Origin of the sequence: Nitrosomonas sp. (genome assembly GCA_031316255.1) — a bacterium.
Classification (GTDB): domain Bacteria; phylum Pseudomonadota; class Gammaproteobacteria; order Burkholderiales; family Nitrosomonadaceae; genus Nitrosomonas.
Window position 1 is genome coordinate 2656862 of the sequence record JALDQW010000001.1, and the last position, 15297, is coordinate 2672158.

16 protein-coding genes and 1 other RNA gene are annotated in these 15297 nt (G+C 41.6%); 10 read left to right on the forward strand and 7 right to left on the reverse strand.

The features are described 5' to 3' along the window. Nucleotides 1-184 precede the first annotated feature (184 nt). The 7 genes from hfq to MRK00_11890 all read left to right on the forward strand — a co-directional run bounded on the left by hfq (nt 185) and on the right by MRK00_11890 (nt 6687). Nucleotides 185-430: an RNA chaperone Hfq gene (hfq, locus tag MRK00_11860; protein ID MDR4518065.1), complete on the forward strand. Its 246-nt coding sequence runs from the start codon at nt 185-187 to the stop codon at nt 428-430. After that, nucleotides 430-1617 carry a GTPase HflX gene (gene hflX / locus MRK00_11865; GenBank protein ID MDR4518066.1) on the forward strand — a complete coding sequence of 396 codons (1188 nt, stop codon included), beginning with the start codon at nt 430-432 and terminating at the stop codon, nt 1615-1617. Before hfq ends, hflX begins: the two co-directional genes overlap by 1 nt. A 21-nt stretch (nt 1618-1638) precedes the next feature. Further along, nucleotides 1639-2820, forward strand: a complete 1182-nt coding sequence (gene hflK, locus MRK00_11870) for an FtsH protease activity modulator HflK (GenBank protein MDR4518067.1) — start codon at nt 1639-1641, stop codon at nt 2818-2820. Then, a complete protein-coding gene (hflC, locus tag MRK00_11875) occupies nt 2821-3693 on the forward strand; it encodes a protease modulator HflC (protein ID MDR4518068.1) in 873 nt (290 codons plus the stop codon). It abuts the gene before it with no gap. Nucleotides 3694-3980: 287 nt separating this feature from the next. Further along, complete coding sequence (locus MRK00_11880) at nt 3981-4166, forward strand: DUF2065 domain-containing protein (protein MDR4518069.1); 186 nt, start codon at nt 3981-3983, stop codon at nt 4164-4166. Between the two features lie 34 nt (nt 4167-4200). Further along, nucleotides 4201-5352, forward strand: coding sequence for an ATP phosphoribosyltransferase regulatory subunit (locus MRK00_11885; GenBank protein ID MDR4518070.1), 1152 nt, complete (start codon nt 4201-4203; stop codon nt 5350-5352). A 39-nt stretch (nt 5353-5391) separates the two neighbouring features. Next, nucleotides 5392-6687, forward strand: a complete 1296-nt coding sequence (locus tag MRK00_11890) for an adenylosuccinate synthase (protein ID MDR4518071.1) — start codon at nt 5392-5394, stop codon at nt 6685-6687. A 101-nt stretch (nt 6688-6788) separates the two neighbouring features. Here the strand turns inward: MRK00_11890 and MRK00_11895 are convergent, their stop codons facing one another. After that, nucleotides 6789-7052 carry a hypothetical protein gene (locus MRK00_11895; protein ID MDR4518072.1) on the reverse strand — a complete coding sequence of 88 codons (264 nt, stop codon included), beginning with the start codon at nt 7050-7052 and terminating at the stop codon, nt 6789-6791. Nucleotides 7053-7287: 235 nt separating this feature from the next. On the opposite strand from MRK00_11895, the gene MRK00_11900 reads away from it, so the two are divergent. Further along, on the forward strand, nt 7288-7944 hold the full coding sequence (locus MRK00_11900; protein ID MDR4518073.1) for a TlpA family protein disulfide reductase: 657 nt from the start codon (nt 7288-7290) through the stop codon (nt 7942-7944). A 5-nt stretch (nt 7945-7949) separates the two neighbouring features. Beyond that, complete coding sequence (locus MRK00_11905) at nt 7950-8552, forward strand: class I SAM-dependent methyltransferase (GenBank protein MDR4518074.1); 603 nt, start codon at nt 7950-7952, stop codon at nt 8550-8552. 251 nt (nt 8553-8803) lie between these two features. Here MRK00_11905 and ssrS read toward each other — a convergent pair. From ssrS to smc, 6 genes are all read right to left on the reverse strand, one after another. Then, a non-coding RNA gene (gene ssrS / locus MRK00_11910) (6S RNA) lies at nt 8804-8982 on the reverse strand. Nucleotides 8983-9047: 65 nt separating this feature from the next. Continuing rightward, nucleotides 9048-9344, reverse strand: coding sequence for a cell division protein ZapA (locus tag MRK00_11915; protein ID MDR4518075.1), 297 nt, complete (start codon nt 9342-9344; stop codon nt 9048-9050). Further along, a complete protein-coding gene (locus MRK00_11920; GenBank protein ID MDR4518076.1) occupies nt 9337-9534 on the reverse strand; it encodes a hypothetical protein in 198 nt (65 codons plus the stop codon). Before MRK00_11920 ends, MRK00_11915 begins: the two co-directional genes overlap by 8 nt. Before the next feature lie 76 nt (nt 9535-9610). Continuing rightward, on the reverse strand, nt 9611-9850 hold the full coding sequence (locus tag MRK00_11925) for a CDGSH iron-sulfur domain-containing protein (GenBank protein MDR4518077.1): 240 nt from the start codon (nt 9848-9850) through the stop codon (nt 9611-9613). A gap of 85 nt (nt 9851-9935) precedes the next feature. Beyond that, a complete protein-coding gene (locus MRK00_11930; protein MDR4518078.1) occupies nt 9936-11102 on the reverse strand; it encodes a cell division protein ZipA C-terminal FtsZ-binding domain-containing protein in 1167 nt (388 codons plus the stop codon). Nucleotides 11103-11199: 97 nt separating this feature from the next. Next, nucleotides 11200-14754, reverse strand: coding sequence for a chromosome segregation protein SMC (gene smc, locus MRK00_11935; GenBank protein MDR4518079.1), 3555 nt, complete (start codon nt 14752-14754; stop codon nt 11200-11202). 104 nt (nt 14755-14858) lie between these two features. Here smc and queF point away from each other — a divergent pair, with 104 nt between their 5' ends. Continuing rightward, nucleotides 14859-15278 carry a preQ(1) synthase gene (gene queF / locus MRK00_11940; GenBank protein MDR4518080.1) on the forward strand — a complete coding sequence of 140 codons (420 nt, stop codon included), beginning with the start codon at nt 14859-14861 and terminating at the stop codon, nt 15276-15278. Nucleotides 15279-15297: the final 19 nt, after the last annotated feature.

The following is a 15297-nucleotide window of genomic DNA, read 5'->3' on the forward strand; positions in this document are numbered from 1 at the left end:
AAAAAGTGGAAATTGAGTTTTAGCCAATCGCTTATTTTTAAGTTGAATATATTTGTTAAAGATTTAAGACTCATGATTAATCAAGAGGAAGTATCCTAAAAATGTTACTGGATACTGGATTTGCATATCAAAATCAAGTAGAGTCATAACTCCTATAACCAATAATTAGAATAGGGAGCTACGCATGGGTACCAAGGGGCAGTTACTGCAAGATCCATTTCTAAATATATTGCGTAAAGAGCATATTCCTGTATCAATTTATTTAGTAAATGGGATTAAATTGCAAGGACATATTGATTCATTTGATCAATATGTCGTGCTGTTAAAAAATTCGGTGACACAAATGGTATATAAACATGCTATATCTACTGTTGTTCCCGCAAGAGCTGTTTCAATCCCAGTTGAAATTTCTGAACCGAGAGATACTTAATGCCTGAACAATCAGGTATGAAACATTTTCAAACTGCTAGTACTGCCATCCTGGTCAGTCTTGATTTTGGTGACGGTATGTGTTCTGAGCGTTTACAGGAATTACATCAACTTGCTGCCAGTGATCAAGTCAAGGTGCTGGCTGTAGTTGAAGGTAAGCGCTCCTGTCCGGATCCAAGAATGTATGTGGGCAGTGGTAAAGCGGAAGAAATCGCTCACGTTCGCGTTACTATGGATGCCGACATGGTGATTTTTAATCATGATCTGACACCTGCTCAGCAGCGTAATTTAATGTTACATTTTAATTGCCCTGTTATTGATCGCACGAGTTTAATATTGGATATTTTCGCTCAGCGTGCGAAAAGCCATGAAGGTAAACTACAAGTTGAATTGGCGCAATTGGAGCATTTGGCAACGCGCTTGGTTCGTGGGTGGACGCATTTGGAGCGGCAAAAAGGCGGAATAGGATTACGCGGTCCGGGTGAAACACAATTGGAAACCGACCGCCGTTTGCTCAGAAAAAGAGTAAAGTTGTTAAAGGAGAAACTGGCGAGCCTGCAGCGTCAACGTAAAGTTCAGCGTCGGTCAAGGCATCGTTCACAGGTTTTATCGGTTTCGATTGTAGGCTATACCAATGCGGGCAAATCAACATTGTTTAACCGATTGACCCGTGCACAGACTTATGCGGCTGATCAATTGTTCGCGACACTGGATACTACGACAAGAAAATTGTATGTGCCTGAATCCGGAACGATAGTGATTTCTGATACAGTCGGATTTATCCGTGACTTGCCCCATACTTTGGTTGCTGCATTTCGTGCTACGCTTGAAGAAACTGTAGAAGCCGATATTTTGCTTCATGTGGTCGACGCATGCAGTCCAAACAGGGATGAACAAGTCGAAGCGGTAAACAAATTATTAAACGAGATCGGTGCTGACAAGATTCCTCAAATTTTGGTATTAAATAAAATTGACTGTATTGATTTGGCGACTCGTGGTGTAGGATTTGCGCGGGATGAATATGATAGAATATCCCGGATTCGTTTAAGCGCTAAGACAGGGGAAGGACTGGAATTTGTAAGGCAGGCATTGGTTGAGACTGCATTGCAAAATCCTGAACCTGGGAACGAGAAGCCTGCGGATTTCGATAAGATGAAGCGTAGTAGCGCTAGTATAAGTACTTTTTGAACAAATAAAACGGGAAAAATTATGGGTTTAAATGATCCTCAGTGGGGAAAGAACAAAGGAGATTCCGGACCACCTGATCTGGATGAAGTCTTGCGTAACGTCAATAAAAAAATCAATAACATTTTTGGCTCAAAAGAGGGCAAAGATGGTGGTGGCGGACGCAGTAAAGAACCCAGGCAACATAGCCGGGGAAGTATTATCCTGATTTTAGGACTGCTGCTCATTGTATGGGTGGCGAGCGGATTTTATATCGTGAATGAAGGTCATCGAGGCGTTGTATTGCGTTTTGGTGCATACGCGGATACCACGCCCGCCGGTTTGCGATGGCATATGCCTTATCCAGTAGAAAAGGTCGAGATTGTCAACGTCAGCCAGGTTCGTACCATTGAAATCGGTTATCGTAATAACGTCAGAAGCAAAGTGCTCAGAGAGTCGCTGATGTTGACAGATGATGAGAACATTATTGATATCCAGTTTGCGGTACAGTATATCCTGAACGATCCAGAAAATTTCCTGTTTACCAATAGAGATCCTGATGACGCCGTATTACAGGCAGCCGAGACTGCAATTCGACAGATAATTGGCAAAAGCAAAATGGACTTTGTTCTCTATGAGGGCCGTGAGCAGGTTGCATCTGCAGCAACAGTTTTAATGCAGGAGATTCTGGATCGTTACAAAATCGGTATTGCAATCAGCCGGGTGACCATGCAGAATGCGCAGCCGCCGGAACAAGTTCAAGCAGCATTTGATGATGCGGTTAAAGCGGGTCAGGATAGAGAGCGCCAAAAAAATGAAGGTCAAGCCTATGCCAATGACGTAATCCCAAGAGCCAGAGGTAATGCTGCCCGTTTGATTGAAGAATCAGAAGGTTATAGAGAGCGTGTGATTGCAAGTGCAGTCGGTGATGCGAGTCGTTTCGAACAACTCTTCGAAGAATATAGCAAGGCGCCAGGCGTAACACGTGATCGTTTGTATATGGATATGATGCAGCAGGTATTGTCCAATACCAGTAAAATCATGGTTGATCAACAAAGTGGAAGCAATTTATTGTACTTGCCTCTGGATAAGTTAATTGCGGGAGGGGCAGCCGCTGTGCCGCCGCCGATAAACATGCAGCCATCTACAATCCATGAAACAATGCCTGACAATAGTAGTATCCGTTCACGAGAAGCATTTCGTGGACGTGAAAGGGAGATAAGATAAATGGGTAAATTTACATCAGTATTAATGGGTATTGTTGTAGTAGGTTTCTTTCTGGCTACTTCAGCAATTTACATCGTTGACCAGCGACAACAGGCTATTTTGTTTCAATTAGGTGAGGTGATCGATGTAAAAACGGAACCCGGTTTATATTTTAAAATTCCGATAGCACAAAATGTACGTTTTTTTGAGAAACGTATTTTGACAATGGATGCAGAGGAACCGGAACGTTTCATTACTTCAGAAAAGAAAAACGTTCTGGTGGATTTATTCGTTAAGTGGCGTATTGTCGATGTCAGACAGTATTTCATCAGTGTGCGTGGTGACGAAAGCCTGGCACAGATACGACTTGCTCAAACAATTAATGCAAGTATGCGTGATGAATTTGGTAACCGTACTGTGCATGACGTAGTATCCGGTGAACGGGATGTGATTATGGAAGTCATGCGCCAGAAGGCTGATGTGGATGCACGCGCAATTGGTGTTGAAGTGATTGATGTTCGCCTGAAACGTGTTGACTTGCCACAGGAAGTTAGTGAATCCGTTTATCGTAGAATGGAAGCCGAACGTAAACGCGTCGCCAATGAATTGCGTTCCACAGGTGCTGCGGAGTCAGAAAAGATTCGTGCTGATGCTGATCGTCAACGTGAAGTGATTATGGCTGAAGCCTACCGCGATGCACAGACAGCAATGGGTGCGGGTGATAAAGAGGCGGCCGCCATTTACGCAGAGGCCTTTAAGAAGGATCCGGAGTTTTATGCATTTTGGCGTAGTATGGATGCCTATAAAAATTCATTCAAACACAAGAATGATATGTTGGTACTCGAGCCAAGCTCTGACTTCTTTAAATACCTTAAAAGTCCAAATAGTAATTAATCGAGATCGTTCTGGTGTTGCTAAAAGCGGGTATCTTTCCATTAGTATTGTTAGTCTATAGCGATTAACATTAGCGGTAACCCTTTGTTTTTCGGTAGCACCAGACAGTTAACTCAATGTTGATTATTTATCCGTTCATTTATAAACTGTCTACAAAATATAAAACGCTTATAAAAGTGATTTTCCGTGCTTGATTACAGGAAGCAACTCTTTGCCCAAGACTTTAATTTACGTTGCCTTTTTATCAAAAGATATCCAAATTAGGGTTGGATGAGGAGTAGAATTATATGTTAGAGACTTTTTTAATGGCATTTGCACTCATGCTGATTCTGGAGGGAATCCTGCCATTTATTTCCCCACGGATTTGGCGTGAGACCTTTAAAAAAATGACAGAGATTCATGATAGCCAACTTCGTTTCATCGGACTGACTTCCATGTTAATAGGCCTGGCATTATTTCTTGTTGTAAGTTGACTCCTGCTGGTTTTTTGTAATTTTAATTCTAGCCATGCCAAATTGGTTATTACCTGAATATATTGAAGATATTTTGCCTGCTGAGGCATTGCATATCGAAAAAGTGCGTCGTAACATTATTGATCATTTAATGGTTCATGGTTATCAGCAGGTATCTCCGCCGCTGCTGGAGTATGTCGAATCCTTGCTGTCGGGAAGTGGCGGTGATATGAATTTGCAGATGTTCAAAGTGATTGATCAGCTCAGCGGCCGGATGATGGGGTTGCGTGCTGACATGACACCACAAGTGGCGCGTATTGATGCACATCTATTGAATTGCGAAGGAATTACACGCCTATGTTATGCCAATAATGTGCTGCATACAGTGCCATCTAGCCTCACGCAAACCCGGGAACCATTTCAGATCGGTGCAGAACTATACGGCCATGCTGGAATAGAAAGTGACTTGGAAATTCAGCAGCTGATGCTAAAGTGCCTGGCAATTGCCGGTTTGAACAAGGTGCATTTGGATCTCGGGCATGTAGCGGTATTCAGGGGGATTATTAAAAATTCCAGTATTTCCCCTGAAATGGAAGCAGAATTGTTTACTGTACTACAGGCAAAAGATTTTGTGGCATTGAAAGCATTGTGTGCGAGACTTAAGAAAAATACACGGGAATCCCTGTTATTGCTGCCCGAGCTTTATGGCGATAAAGAAGTTCTTGTGGAAGCGAGAAAAAGACTGCCGGCCCATACTGAAATAACGTCAGCACTTGATCAACTCGAGCTTGTCGGCATGGAATTAAGCTCGATTGTTGATACGATTGCGTTTGATTTGGCTGATTTACGCGGTTATCACTATCACACAGGGATGGTGTTTGCGGCTTATGCGCGCGGTTGTTCAAATGCCATTGTGCTTGGTGGGCGGTATGATGAAATCGGTAAGGCTTTCGGTAGAGCCAGACCGGCAACGGGTTTTAGTATGGATTTAAGGGAACTATCCAGGTTAGGTGAACAACTACCTTATCCTATGGGTATACGTGCGCCATTTAAGAAAAAGAATAACGCATTGAACAAGAAAATTGAACAGCTGCGTAAGGATGGACATATTGTCATTATTGAATTGCCTGAACAACCTGAAAGTTCGTTGAACTGCGATAGGCGGCTTGTCATGCGAAAAGGTGAATGGATCGTTGAACAAATTTGATACATTGAAGATTAAGGTTGTTTTTAGAGATTTTATGCGATGACTAAAAATGTTGTGGTGATCGGTACACAATGGGGGGATGAAGGCAAAGGGAAGGTAGTTGACTGGTTGACTGATCATGCTCAGGGTGTTGTGCGTTTTCAAGGTGGTCATAATGCAGGTCATACCCTTGTCGTTGGAGAAAAAAAAACCATTTTGCATTTAGTCCCGTCTGGAATTTTGCGGCACAATGTAACCTGCTATATTGGTAATGGCGTTGTTGTTTCACCGGAAGCGTTATTGAAAGAAACCGAAATGCTTGAGCAGATGGGGGTTGATATAAATGGACGACTGCGTATAAGCGAAGCGTGTCCGCTCATATTACCTTGTCATACCGCACTTGATCATGCGCGTGAGGCAGCGAGAGGTGTCGGAAAAATTGGAACAACGGGGCGTGGAATAGGGCCGGCATACGAAGACAAAGTAGCGCGCAGAGCGATACGACTGCAGGATTTGTTTCATAAAGACCGGTTAGCTGAAAAACTTGAGGAAATGCTGGATTACCATAATTTTGTTTTGAAAAATTACTTTAATGCACCTGTAGTTGATTTTCAGAAAACACTGAATGAAGCAATTTCCCAATCCGAGCGGATTAAACCATGGGTCGCCGATGTCCCGCAGCTTTTATACCATGCAAATAAAGCAGGCGATAAATTGCTGTTTGAAGGGGCACAGGGTGCATTACTGGATGTTGATCACGGTACCTATCCATTTGTCACATCCAGCAATTGTATTGCAGGCGCAGCTGCGCCGGGAAGCGGTGTTGGACCGCAGTTGCTGCATTATATCTTAGGCATTACAAAAGCTTATACAACGCGTGTTGGCTCAGGTCCTTTTCCAACGGAGCTAGAAGACGAAACCGGTCAATACCTGGCCGAGCGCGGCCATGAGTTTGGCTCGACAACAGGACGTCCCAGACGTTGCGGCTGGTTTGATGCCGTTGCAATGAAACGTTCAATACAGATTAACGGTGTGACAGGGTTATGTATTACGAAACTCGATGTGTTGGATGGTATCGAGACGTTAAAGATTGGCGTTGGATATCAATTAAGCAATGGTAGTAATTCAGATGTGTTGCCGGTAGGTGCTGACGACTTGGACCAATGCGGCCCAATATATGAAGAAATTCCCGGATGGTCGAATAGCACAGCAGGAATCAAAGAATTCGATCAACTTCCCAAGGCTGCCCAAAACTATTTAAAACGGATTGAAGAAGTCTGTGATACTCCGATAGACATGATATCAACCGGTCCAGACCGGGAAGATACTATTGTTATGCGACATCCGTTTAAATAATACAGTTTTTCCTAGACGGTTGTTCGAGAATAGTGGTCGTGGCGAGGAGAAACGATTTTGAAGCATATTTTTTGATTATTTGAGGCGAATAGTTTTTCTATTTAACGAAAATAATCGAGAAATATGGCCAAAATAGCTTTTTCACGGTAGTGCAATTTATTTTCCGACTGCCGCCTGGTGCTGACAACGCGGATGCTGGATGCAACATGACATCCTGCAGGTAAGCTTGTCAGATCAAAAAAATGCCCTATATTCGTGTGCCTATTGACAATAGAACGGTTATTTCCTGCAAGGCACGCTTCATCTTTGCTGACGTACTCACCGACCTCCGGAAAATCAAATTGATGGCGTAAACCAAAATGCATAGCCGTGTGCCCATAGTCTGTTTTGTCGCCAGGATGCTGCAAATAGTGAAAAGCTGAAGTTTAAATCGCTTTTTTTATCATTGTACAATAACCGGAGTAACTGCCATAATTAAAGCCCGCTTAAGTAGCGTTGCCTGGCTTCCAGCTCTGGCGACTTGCTTGCTGGTATCAATGTTAGTCATTAAAACATGGGCGATGCTTCTTATCAATAACTTGACTCAAAGAGTTAGAAACGATGAAAAATTTAGTGCTTTCAGATGTAACAGTTGATACATGGGTGCAAGGCGGCCCAATTGAAATGGATAGTTTGTTGGGTTCTGTTGTTCTGATTGAAGTTTTTCAGGTCAATTGTCCCGGTTGCTTTTTTTATGCGTTACCGAACGCCATTAAACTCCATCAAAAATATCATGATAAAGGGTTGGTTATCATTGGCTTGGCGACTGCTTTTGAAGATTATGACAAAAATACGATTGAGAATTTGGAATTACTCATTAGAACGGGTGAGGTTATCGGCGAGACATTCAAGGCGTTGAATCAGCATGGATTGCTCATTGATAATAGCAGACTACCATGGAAACTGCCTTTTGCTGTCGGCATGGACCGTGTTGAGCAGGATAATCAACCAGTAACAGACGAGCGTGTTTTGACATATGCGCACCAACTGCTGGAGCAATTCGATAGACTGCCAGAAGATCAGCAACAGACGATATTGAACCAGATACGCACATTTCTGGAGCAAAAGATCATGAAGGCTGAGACATTTGAGCGCTTCTCCCTCCAGGGGACCCCATCTGCTATTTTGTTTGACCGGAAAGGTCAATTACAAGATGTCTCCTTTGGACAGGCGGATCATAAACAGTCTGCTATTGAACAGTTGCTGACGCAGAATTAACCGTCATGGGGCAAGAAAACAATATTTTTTTTGACAGTTGGACCGTCTATGATCAAATACTTGATCATAATTATATGTTTCATAATGAGTTATTTGTAGATCTGCAAGAATTTCTGGTGAACCGATTTGCCAATAATCCTATAACAGTACTGGATTTAGGGTGTGGCAGTGCCCGCCATTTAACTGATGTGCTCACACGGTTTGCAGTAGCGCATTATCGTGGGTATGACTTGTCTGAAACCGCTTTAAAATTCGCTAGACGTAATCTGATAACGCTGGATTGTCCCGTTGAGTTGATTCAAGATGATTTGCTTTCCGGATTAAAAAAACAAGATAAATTGTACGATGTTGTTTTTTCTAGTTTTGCTTGCCATCATTTGAATGAAACAGAGAAACAACATTTCTTCCAAATGGCGAATCAATGCCTAACAGAATCGGGCGTTTTGGTTTTAATTGATGTGGTTCGAGATGAGGATGAGAACTTAAGTGTTTATTTAGACCGGTACTGCGACTGGTTAAGATCAAATTGGGGTGCCTTGCATTCGGAAGCCTTGGAAGTTGCATGCGAACATATTTATGGCAATGATCGTTCCCGAACGAATCAGTGATTTAATTGAAAAAGGAAGCCTGGCAGGTTTCAAGAAATGCAGGGAGATAAGCAGTTATCAACGGCATGTGCTGTTAAGTTTTGAGAAATACGATGTTTCGGAGGTATACGGAACTCAATGGGCTATTGATATGGGGCTTGCTATAAAAATCTTCTTTATCGGGATGAAATATCGATTATATATCTGGAGAATACAGACATGGATCATTTCAAAAAAGCATCAATTACAAACTGTAATTGATGATCAAAAAGGGGCTCCCCGCATATGCCGCCAAGACCATCATCTTGAACCTAAAGGTTCAAGGTGGTCGTTTCCCGGATACATCAGGCAAACCCGTTCGGGGTGCGCACACCAGTATCACTTTAGTCAACAACCTGTTTTGATTATTGGTTCAAAGAATTTCAGCCTTAAACGTACACGGCAGGGAGCTATTTTTAAAGAACGTTATAAATTAGCTTATACGATAATATACCAATATATCAGATGCTTGAATACTTATTTCTTGATTAGCACATCGTTAATCTTTTTCCGGATACTTGCTATTCTACGCTTAAAATCTTCTATGTCAAAGCCACCCGATTGACGTACTACGAGTAGTTCATGGGCTATGCCGAGCGCTGCTGCGATGACAATACGATCAGAGTCGATCATTTTGCCTTCTTTGCGGATTTCTTGAATTTTATTTTCAAGCAGTTCCGCAGCTAATATAATCTCTTCACGTTCAGGTTCAGGACAGCTGATACAGAATTCACGTCCCATAATCGTAATTGTTAAAATATCTTCATTATTCATTATCAGGTAAGTGCTTTAATAGAGTTTCTAGACGGCTGCTGGCAATATAGATTTTTTCAGTCAGTTTCTCATTTCTTGCACTTGTTTCAGCAAGCTGTTGGCGTAATTTTGTATTTTCATTGCATGTATCCTCATACAAACGTATGAGTCGATGAACTTCTTTCTCTAGAAATTTAAGTTCTGGTTCCATGAATACCCAATGGGAGAGTGAAAATAGTTATTTCTGACAAAATTACCCAGAAATTTATCGATTAAATCAAATCGCGTTACAATTTATTATGTGTTCCATCGCAAAATGGTGAATTGTTTGTTTTCTTGCAAGTACATAACCAGGCGGCCTTGTTTTCAGCGACTGAAAATGCTTTTGGTGTGAATTCCGTCGTCTTATGCGATCCATCGCAAAATGGTTGTGACTGGCTGCGGCCACAAGTGCACCAATAGTACTGTTTATTAGCTTCCAATTGAACTTCAATGGGCGAAAAGGTTTTTTTAGTTTCCTGATTCATAAATTTTCTCCATATTTATTTGAATAGTGTTCAAGTTGATCATTTGCTTTTAAAGTTCAGGTGCTTACGGGAATTAGGGGATTGGTTAATTGAATAATCGCAATGCGTTTGCACTGCCGGCAATGATGTTATTTTCTTTCATAGATGTTTGGATATTGATCAGTTGCTGTTTGCTTCTCGCAAGTCCGTTTTCACTGAGTGGAACGCGATTGTCATCGACCATGATGCCACCCAGAGTATTGGAAAATATTTTTGCCAGATGAGTCATCTGATCAAAAACTTTTTCTCCATTGGCAACGCGTGGTACATCCAGTAAGAATGTAACACCATGTGTGGTCATTGTTTTCATATTATCAGGTATGAAGGGTTCCGATTCATAGTTGGTTAAGGTAAATAAAACATGACTGGTTTCATCTTTATATTTAAATAATCCATCTGGTTCAAGCTTAAAGCCGGATGCCTCTGCCAATGCTCTGATTTTTGTGCCGATAAACGCGCCGTCATCTTTACTGATTATGTTTATACCAATCATAACATCTACGTCGGCGCAAAACCTGTCAAGCAAGAGCGCTTGTTCATGTGATGGTACAATATCCGGGCATTGTGATGATGCATTAATTTGCGCAGCAAAATCCTGGGCAGTATCACGAAACTTCGATAAATCAATTTCTCTAATGGGTCCGGAGCGGTCTGCAAGTAGTAAACACCCCTTAAGGCTGACATAATCAGTATTCTCAGCTTTTGCACCAGTTACAATTTCTTCCCATGCATTAGAATTTTGTTTTTTGCCTAGCCAGACCATGGGTTTATTGAAATCAAACTTTCTATGTAATAACGTTGCCAGTTCTGCTTGGGGAATTGTGCCGTTACTGGAAATAGTGACAATATAGTTGGTTTGGCTGTTATATTCGTCGCCAAGCAATTGTGATTCTGCCGCTAAGGCTTCTTGTGTTTCAGGGTTTTTGCTTCTGATAGTGCTTTTTTCTAGATTTTCATCTGACTTGACTGATACATTTTCTTTCTGGGAAGAATTTTTTGTAAAAAAGTTTTTGTCCAGTTGTGGTTCTATTCTTTCGTGGGGCTCTTGTTTTTTCGTGTCGTTGCTGTGCTCAAAGAGCGCATCGTCATGTTTATGATTCAGTGCAGATTCTATTTTACGACGATAGCGTAACTGCTGTATCCAGTTAAAGATGGCAACACCGATAATAATAATGATGCCGATAATGATCAAACTGACTTGTAAGTCGCTCATGTTCAAAAAATCTCCCTTACTAACTTATTTCTAGAAGCTAGAATTATTTCAGAAAACTATGCCATCCAGTCATTAATCGATTGAAAAAGCTAATGTGCTACGATGTAAGCACGGTTTCTGTTTTATTGTCCGGACTAACTGCATTGACAATATCCACGGCTACTACTCTGGAAATGCCCTGGTCTTGCATTGTAATACCGATTAGTTGCTGGGCAATCTCCATTGTAATTTTATTATGACTAATAAACAAAAATTGTGTCTGTTGAGATAATTTTTTTACCAGTTCACAAAAACGCACGGTGTTGTTGTCGTCAAGTGGTGCATCAACTTCGTCGAGCAAACAAAATGGCGCTGGTTTTAATCGGAATAACGCGAAGATTAGTGCCAGGGCAGTAAGCGCCTTTTCGCCACCTGATAGTAAATGTATGGAACTGTTTTTTTTTCCGGGTGGCTGTGCTGTTAACATTAAACCGGATTCCAGAATCTTACCACCACTAAGCACAAGCTCGGCTTTACCCCCCGAAAAAATTATTGGAAAAATTTCATTTAGGTTACGGTTGACGGTAATGAATGTTTTTTGCAGTCTGCTTTGGGTTTCTCGATCTATTTGTTCAATAGCATTTTCAAGAATAGCAATGGCTTCATTTAGATCCTTTATCTGGGCATTTAATGACACGGCTCGATGCTGAGATGCTTCAAGTTCGTCTAAAGCAGCGAGGTTAACTGAACCCATTGCGATGATTTTTTTCTGTGTGCGATTAATCTCGGCCTGCAGGGTATCTGTATTTTTCTGATTGACCAGTGGCATTAAGTTATCTTCGTTTGCCTGTGATTCGTTGAGCTGTTCGGTATAGCGCGTTTCCAAAAGACTGGATTCCTGCTTTTTCAGATACAGTTGATTCAGTGCGTCGCGAAGCGACGTTTGTTTCTGATCAGAAGTCATAGACTGATTCTCGGCTTCTTGGATCTTGCGCCTTGCATGTTCGAGTTGATTGCGGTTGTCTGCTACTTTTTGTTCGAGGTGTTTGCACTTTGAAATGAAATTTTCCAACTGCGTCAGTAGCGCCGTGTCGTTCTCGCTCTTTTGCTCGGACAATAAATTATTGTGTTTGCTTAACAAGTGTATTCGGTCTTCTTCAAATACCTTCATTGAATTTTCTATATCATTGATTTTATTTTGACATATTTTTTCATTGAAAATCGTTTCCTGTATTTCTTTGTTATAGTGTTGTACTTTTAGTTGCTGATCTGCGACTTGCTGTCTTGCGTTTGCCAAGTTATTTTTTGTTGTTTCCACAATTTTTTTAAGCTTTTCGATTTGATCAAGATGATGAGCAGATTGCGTTACAACCTGTTCATTTTGTTGACGCTCAGAAACAAGTTGCCGGTCAAGCTCTTCCAATTCTTCCATAATTAGATTTCTGCGTTGCTTGATCTGTTCATTCATCTGGGAAAGCTTTATTTTTTCCAGATGTAAATGATGCCCGTGTTGTGTCAGTTGCTGCTGGTCCTGGCGAAAAGACTGGATTGTCTGGTTTAATTTTTCATTACTTGCCGTGATTTTTTCGAGATCAGATTTCTGCTCGCTCAGTTTTTTCTCAAAGAATTTAATTTTATCCTGAAGCTGGTCGAGTTCGCGCTGTCTTGACAAAACACCATGCAGGTGAGAATCGGGGGAATGAAAGTTAATCGAGTTTAAGGTAAGCGTATGTCCTTCGCGTGTAACTAAAATCTCTTCAGGCGTTAATTGGTGCCTGTGTTGTAAACCATGCTGAACGCTATCGACAAGATAAGTATTTCTGAGCCAATCATTTATGACGAATGAAATGCGGGTATTGTCACAGGTCACACGATCTGCCAATGTTTTCCAGAGTGTGCGATCGATTTGTTTTAGTTGATGATTATTACTTGCTTGGATATCCGTAGAATCAAGCTCAAAAATGGATAGTTTGCCCGGAGGCAAATCACTTCCCCAATCTTGGATAGTTTCAAGCCTGGAGAATCCGATACTGTTTAAACGTTCCTGTAGAATTGATTCAAGCGCCAGTTCCCAGTCTTTCTCAATTTGAATGTGGCGCCATAAACGAGGTAAAGTGGCTAATTCATGTTTTTGCAGCCAGTTTTTCAATGCATCATTGTTTTCAATTTTTTGTTGCAAGTTTTGGAGCGCATTAAATTGCGCCTCTAAGTGTGATAATTCCTTCTGCAATTCATGAGTCTGTATAACAGCTTTGTCTTTGCGGTTACTTTCCAGTTTGAATTCCGACTCCGCTTGTAAAAGATTTTTTTCAGTTTGAACAAGCTGATCTTCCATCTGATCTAACTTGAATCTGATATCCGAAAGCGTTTTCTCATCTGGTTCGTTAAGCGAATTGAATTCTTGCAGTAAACGGTTTTTACGCGACTCAAATTGTTGAATGGTTTTGTTAGTATGCTGGATATGTGTTTTGGATAGGTTGTAAGCCTGTTCTGATGATGCGAGATTTTGCAGCGCCGCATCAAATGCGGATTGGCTTTGATTAAACAATGCTTCAAGCTCGGGTAGTTTTGATTGTTCCTGCCTGTTTTTCAGTACGGCAGATTCATGCGCAGATTTTGCATTCTGCCGTTCAGTTTGCCAGTGTTGCAGGTTGTCGGCGGCCGTGTCATGTTGTTGCTGGTTGCGCGTTATTTGTTTCTCAATATCCTGTATCTGATATGAGCGTTGTTCCTGTTGTTTGTTAAATTGTTTTATTTCCTGATTAATACGTGCTTTTTCTGCATTTGCACTGTATAACTGTCCTTGTAGTTCATGCAATTTTTCACTGAGGGAATGTTCATGCGTGCGGGCTTGCTCCCGTTTTGTTTTGTTGAGTTCTAACTGTGTAATTTCAGACTCAAGTTGCGTTGTTGATGCAGTGATTTCTTCTTCCGTAGCGAGACGTTGTTTGGTGGCATCAATTTTGCGTTGCAGCCATAAGACTTGTTGGGTTTCCTGCAGTTGTTTATTTAATGCGCTGTATTGCGTTGCGGCTTTTGCCTGATCTTCCAGGTGATTTATTTGCTTTTGTAGTTCGTTGGAAATATCATTTAGACGGATTAGGTTTTTGCGTGCATCGGTCAATCTTAATTCCGTTTCATGTCTTCTGTCCCGGTATTTTGAGATTCCAGCGGCTTCTTCCAGGAAAATTTTAAGTTCCTGTGGTTTGGCTTCAATTATGCGTGAGATCATGCCTTGCTCAATGATGGCATAACCACGGCCGCCAATTCCTGTGCCCAGGAAAAGGTCTGCGATGTCGCGGCGTCTTACATGTATATTGTTAATATAATAACTGGAATTTCCATCTCGCTGAATAACACGTTTTATGGCGATTTCAGCATAACTGGACCATGCTCCTGCTGCGGTGCCCAGGCTATTATCAAAGTAAAGTTCAACACTAGCGCGTCCAACAGCTTTACGATTTGCTGAGCCCCCAAAAATCACATCCTGCATTGATTCGCCGCGCAATGCAGATGCTTTTGATTCGCCTAGCACCCAGCGTACGGCATCTATGATGTTGGATTTTCCGCACCCATTGGGGCCAACTATACCCACTAAGTCTTGCGTGACCGGGATAACAGTTGGGTCGACAAATGATTTAAAACCGGCGAGTTTGATTTTAGCGAGGCGCAATTTTTATCTATTGGTAACAGTTATAATATGATGATAGGGTAACAGTGATTGTAAGCAATCATAATTTATTGTAACTGAATTAACTGGAAGAAGAGAATTGTTGAATGTCAACTAAACCTAGCAAGCAACTGGAGACCTTTCCCAACCCTTTTGTCAAGAGAGACTATCAGATTCATATGGAGATACCGGAATTTACCTGTGTGTGCCCAAAAACGGGGCAACCTGATTTTGCCTCCTTGATATTGGACTATATTCCGGACAAGAAATGTGTGGAGCTTAAAAGCTTGAAACTTTATATCTGGTCTTTTCGCGATGAGGCGGCTTTTCATGAAGCTGTAACCAATCAGATTCTGGAAGATCTTATAACCGTATTAAAACCGAGGTACATTCGGCTAACGGCGCGTTTCTTTGTTCGTGGCGGTATTTTTACCAATGTAATTGTTGATCATCGTAAATCCGGATGGAAACCGCAGCCGGCTATTCCATTGCATCAATTTGATGAGCAGTTAACTATAAGAAAATGATCAGATTGCAATATTTTCA